The organism is Delftia sp. ZNC0008, assembly GCF_000799035.1.
GTDB classification, from domain to species: domain Bacteria; phylum Pseudomonadota; class Gammaproteobacteria; order Burkholderiales; family Burkholderiaceae_C; genus Comamonas; species Comamonas tsuruhatensis.
This window is the reverse complement of sequence record NZ_JTKZ01000750.1, coordinates 1-4269: the sequence shown is the minus strand read 5'-3', so window position 1 is coordinate 4269 and position 4269 is coordinate 1. Positions and strand designations below refer to the sequence as shown.

Here is a 4269-nt window from a genome sequence, read left to right as displayed (position 1 = left end):
ATCACCAGGGACAGGTCGCGGCCCTTGGGCGTGAGCAGGTACTCGTAGCGGTCCGGGCCGCTTTGGTAGAGGCGGCGCTCGACCAGGCCGGACTGCTCCAGCTGGCGCAGGCGGTCGGTCAGCGTGGCGTTGGTGATGTCCGTGGACTTTCTCAGGTCGTCATAGCGGCTCAGGCCCAGCATCAGGTCGCGCAGCACCAGCATGGCCCAGCGGTCGCCTACGGCCTCCAGCGTGGTGGCGATCGAGCAGGCCATGCCCTCGAAGCTCTTGGATCGCATGGAATTCCTCGTTGTCTGTTCGCGTTGTCGCAGGCCTGGAGTGTCTCAGCAAAACGCAAGCCCGGCCCGCAAAGGTGGATTGCGTGCTTGTAGCTCTAATGATTGAAGTTTATAGTTGAAGCCACTTTCAACCACCGCTTGATCCAAGCAAGGACTTCTCCCATGAGCACGCATCAAGGCACCGCCGTCGTCACTGGCGCCTCCTCCGGCATCGGCGCCGTCTATGCCGATCGCCTGGCCGCACGCGGCCATGACCTGATCCTGGTCGCGCGCCGCCTGGACCGGCTGCAGGCGCTGGCACAGCGCCTGCGCGACGACCATGGCCGCCAGGTCGAGGTGGTGGCGGCCGACCTGGCCGACGCCGCCGGCCTGCAGCGCGTGGAGGCCCTGTTCGATGGGCAGCGCGACATAGCCATGCTGGTCAACTGCGCCGGCCTGGGCGCCCTGGGTCCGGCGGCCCAGGTGGATGCGCGCGAAGTCGACCGCCTGGTCATGGTCAACATCCATGCGCTGACGCGGCTGTCGCTGGCGGCAGCGCGGCTGTTCGCCACGCGCGGCCGGGGCACGCTGATCAACATCGGCTCCATCCTGGCCCTGATGCCCTTGCCGGGCGCCTCCAGCTACAGCGCCTCCAAGGCCTATGTGCTGAGCTTCACGCGCTCGCTGCAGGCCGAGCTGGCACCCAGCGGCGTCACCGTGCAGGCCGTGATGCCCAGCCTGGTGCGCTCGGAGTTCTTCGGGGGCAAGCCTTCTCCTTTTCCCGAGCACCTGTTCATGTCGCCCGAGACCCTGGTGGACACGGCCCTGGCGGCGCTGGACCAGGGCGAGGCCATCTGCTTTCCCACGCTGGGCAGCACGACCGCCTGGCTGGACTTTGACCAATCGCGCGCCAATCTCGTCAAGGCGTTGACGCTCAGCGGCGTGCCGGCGGCGCGCTACCAGGCTGCGGATGCAGGCCAGCCGGCCTGACGGCCGCGCTGCGTCGCCACCCCGGATTCCCGTACTCCTCTTTTTGCCCCCGGAGAAAGCCATGCCCCTGTGGAAGATCTACCACCCCGAAAACGCCTTCAGCGATGAAGACAAACAGGCCATCGCCCAGCGCATCACGGCCGTCTACGGCGACCTGCCGCGCTTTTACGTGGGCGTGGTGTTCGAGGCCGTGGCGCGCACCTCGTTCTTCATCGGCTGCGAGCCTGCCGACGATTTCGTGCGCATCTCCGTGGACCACATCGCGCGGCAGATCCGCGACGAGGAGACCAAGACACGGTTCCTCGAAGGCGTGCGGCGGCAGCTGTCCCCCTTCATTGCCGACCGTGGCCTGCGCTGGGAGATGCATGTGGACGAGACGCCCTTCAGCCTGTGGAGCATCCAGGGCCTGCGCCCGCCCGTGCCGGGCACGCCCGAGGGGGAGAAATGGCGCCTGGACAATCGGCCCTCTCCCCTCTGAGGACCTGCCTGCACCTCAGCGCAGCGACAGCCCCGCCGACTGGATCGCGCGGGCGTAGCGCGGGCGCTCGCTTTGCAGGCTCTGGCCCAGGTCGGCTGGGGAGCCGCCCGCCACCTTGAAGCCCATGTGCTCCAGCTGCGCGCGCACATCGGGCGCCTGCAGCACGGTCTGCAGGTCGCGGTTGATCTTGGCGACGATGGGCGCGGGCGTGCCGGCCGGCGCGAAGTAGCCCTGCCAGCTTTCCACCGAGAAGCCGGGCACGCCGGCCTCGGCCATGGTGGGCACCTGGGGCAGGGCGTCGGAGCGGTAGGGCGTGGTCACCGCCAGGGCGCGCAGCTTGCCGGCGCGCACGTACTCGGTCACGGCGGCCAGCGTGATCAGCGTGGCGTCGGTATGGCCGCCCAGCACGTCCAGCGCGGCTGGGCCACCGCCCGGGTAGGGGATGTAGTTGACCTTGGCGCCCGTCTCCTGCGTGAGGATTTCATGCGCCACATGGGCAATGCCGCCATTGCCGGGCAGGCCCAGGCTGATGCTCTGCGGCTTGGCCTTGGCGCGGGCCAGGTAGTCGCCCAGCGTGTTCAGGCCCGTGCCGGGGTTGACCACCAGCACCTGCGGATTGACCACGGCCTTGATGATGGGCGTGAAGGCCTTTTGCGTGTCGTAGGGCAACTGGGCGAACAGCAGGCCGTTGAGCGTGAGGCCTTCGCCCTGCTGCAGCAGGGTGTAGCCGTCGGGCGCGGCCTTGGCCACCTTGGACGCGCCGATGGTGCCGCTGGCCCCGGCCACGTTCTCCACCACCACCGACTGGCCCCACAGCGCGGCCAGCTTGTCGGCCAGCGTGCGCGTGAGCTTGTCGGCGCTGCCCCCGGGCGCCACGGGCACGATGATGCGCACCGGCTTGTTCGGAAAGCTGTCGGCCGAGGCCAGGGCCGCAGGCGCGTGCAGGGCCAGGGCGGAGAACAGGGGAAGCAGCAGTGCGCGCAGCGCAGACGGGGTGCGGATCATGGGAGTGCCGGAGTGCAGAGAGTCGATGCCCGCAGTCTGGGAGGCTCCCGGCGCGGCGTGAACTAAGCATTGCGGCTATGCATATGCGGCTGCCGCACAACGTGCGTCACGCTTGCCCCACGCATGCGCGCGCAGTGCCCAAAGCTCATATCCATATCTGCAATGCGTCGTTGGCGCCGGGGCGGGAGAGGCCTAACTTCGTGTCCTCCCGCGAACGTCCTCCCAGGCACTCCCATGACACAGACCCATCTCTCCATCGACTTCAGCGGCAGCGACGTGGCCAGCCGCCGTGCAGCCGCCATCACCGGCTTCATCGCCACGGCCCGGCGCCTGCTCCCCGATCCCGAACGGGCCACGCCCGAGCAACTGCAGGCCGTGGCCCGCGAGCTGGAGGCGCTGGGCCTGCAGCGCGAACTGTTCCCGCACGCGCACTTCCCCGTCTTGGCCAGCAACCCGGCCCAGGTCTACCGCCTCAGCGAAGACCTGGGCGGGCGCTATGCGCTGTACCTGTCCACCGGCCTGCCGGGCAAGTCCCAGCCGCCGCATGACCACACCACCTGGGCCATCATCGCGGGCGTCGAAGGCGTGGAGCGCAACGTGTTCTTCACGCGCGGCAAGACCGACGACCCGCTGCGCGACACCCTGGCGGTGGGCCGCAGCGTCGATGTGGGCAGCGGAACCTCGGTGGTGCTCACGCCCACCGACGTGCACACCATCGAGCTGATTGGCGAGGAACCCGGCCTGCACCTGCATTTCTACGGGCGCGGCCTGGAGCGCATGCCCGATCGCGTGGTCTTCGAGAGCCTGGAAGGCGGCAGCTTCCGCACCTTCGGCCCGCCCAAGTCGATTCGCCATGCGCTGGTCACGCCCGCCGCGCTTCGGCAGGCCCTGGCCGATGGCGAGGAAATCGCCGTGCTCGACGTGCGCGAGGCCGGTGTCTTCGCGCACCGCCACATCCTGTTCGCGGCGCCGGCCCCGGCCTGGCGGCTGGAGCAGCTCATCGACCGCCTGGTGCCGCGCCGCGGCACGCGCATCGTGCTGGTGGATGGCGACGGCACGCTGGCCCATGAAGCCGCCGCCAAGCTCGTGCGCCTTGGCTGGCCCAACGTCTCCGTGCTGGAAGGCGGCACCGAAGGCTGGGCGGCCGAGGGGCTGGAAATCTTCAGCGGCACCAACGTGCCCAGCAAGGCCTTCGGTGAAGTCATCGAGCATGAAAAGCACACGCCCTGGATCACCTCGGACGAGCTGGGCGCGCGCGTGCAGCGCGGCGACAACATCGTCGTCGTCGACAGCCGCACGCCCGAGGAATTCGCGGCCTTCAGCCTGCCCTTTGCGCTCAGCGTGCCGGGGGCCGAACTGGTCTACCGCATCGGCGAAATCGCCCCGGACCCGCAAACCCTGGTCGTCGTCAACTGCGCGGGCCGCACGCGCTCCATCGTGGGCGCTCAGACCCTGATCGACGCCGGCATCCCCAACCCGGTCGTCTCGCTGCGCAACGGCACCATGGACTGGCTGCTCACCGGCCGCAGGCTGACGCGG

5 protein-coding genes are annotated in these 4269 nt (G+C 69.1%); 3 read left to right on the top strand and 2 right to left on the bottom strand.

Annotated elements, in window-relative coordinates; translation table 11 throughout:
* Positions 1-278, bottom strand: a 278-nt coding sequence (locus L995_RS24485; RefSeq protein ID WP_047474004.1) for a winged helix-turn-helix transcriptional regulator, incomplete at its 3' end; no start/stop codon positions are given.
* Positions 279-440: 162 nt separating this feature from the next.
* On the opposite strand from L995_RS24485, the gene L995_RS24480 reads away from it, so the two are divergent.
* A complete protein-coding gene (locus L995_RS24480) occupies positions 441-1247 on the top strand; it encodes an SDR family NAD(P)-dependent oxidoreductase (RefSeq protein ID WP_046241455.1) in 807 nt (268 codons plus the stop codon).
* Positions 1248-1308: 61 nt separating this feature from the next.
* A complete protein-coding gene (locus L995_RS24475) occupies positions 1309-1725 on the top strand; it encodes a tautomerase family protein (protein ID WP_047474003.1) in 417 nt (138 codons plus the stop codon).
* 15 nt (positions 1726-1740) lie between these two features.
* Here L995_RS24475 and L995_RS24470 read toward each other — a convergent pair whose 3' ends face one another.
* The gene (locus tag L995_RS24470; RefSeq protein ID WP_047474002.1) at positions 1741-2730 is read right to left on the bottom strand and encodes a tripartite tricarboxylate transporter substrate binding protein; all 990 of its coding nucleotides are present in this window, start codon (positions 2728-2730) and stop codon (positions 1741-1743) included.
* Positions 2731-2964: 234 nt separating this feature from the next.
* Here L995_RS24470 and L995_RS24465 point away from each other — a divergent pair.
* Positions 2965-4269: rhodanese-like domain-containing protein (locus L995_RS24465; RefSeq protein WP_047474001.1), on the top strand; the 1305-nt coding region annotated here is incomplete at its 3' end.

Excerpts from the sequence above, each read along its gene's own strand:
- L995_RS24470 (WP_047474002.1), bottom strand. The coding sequence starts at position 2,730 with ATGATCCGCACCCCGTCTGCGCTGCGCGCACTGCTGCTTCCCCTGTTC.
- L995_RS24475 (WP_047474003.1), top strand. The coding sequence starts at position 1,309 with ATGCCCCTGTGGAAGATCTACCACCCCGAAAACGCCTTCAGCGATGAA.
- L995_RS24480 (WP_046241455.1), top strand. The coding sequence starts at position 441 with ATGAGCACGCATCAAGGCACCGCCGTCGTCACTGGCGCCTCCTCCGGC.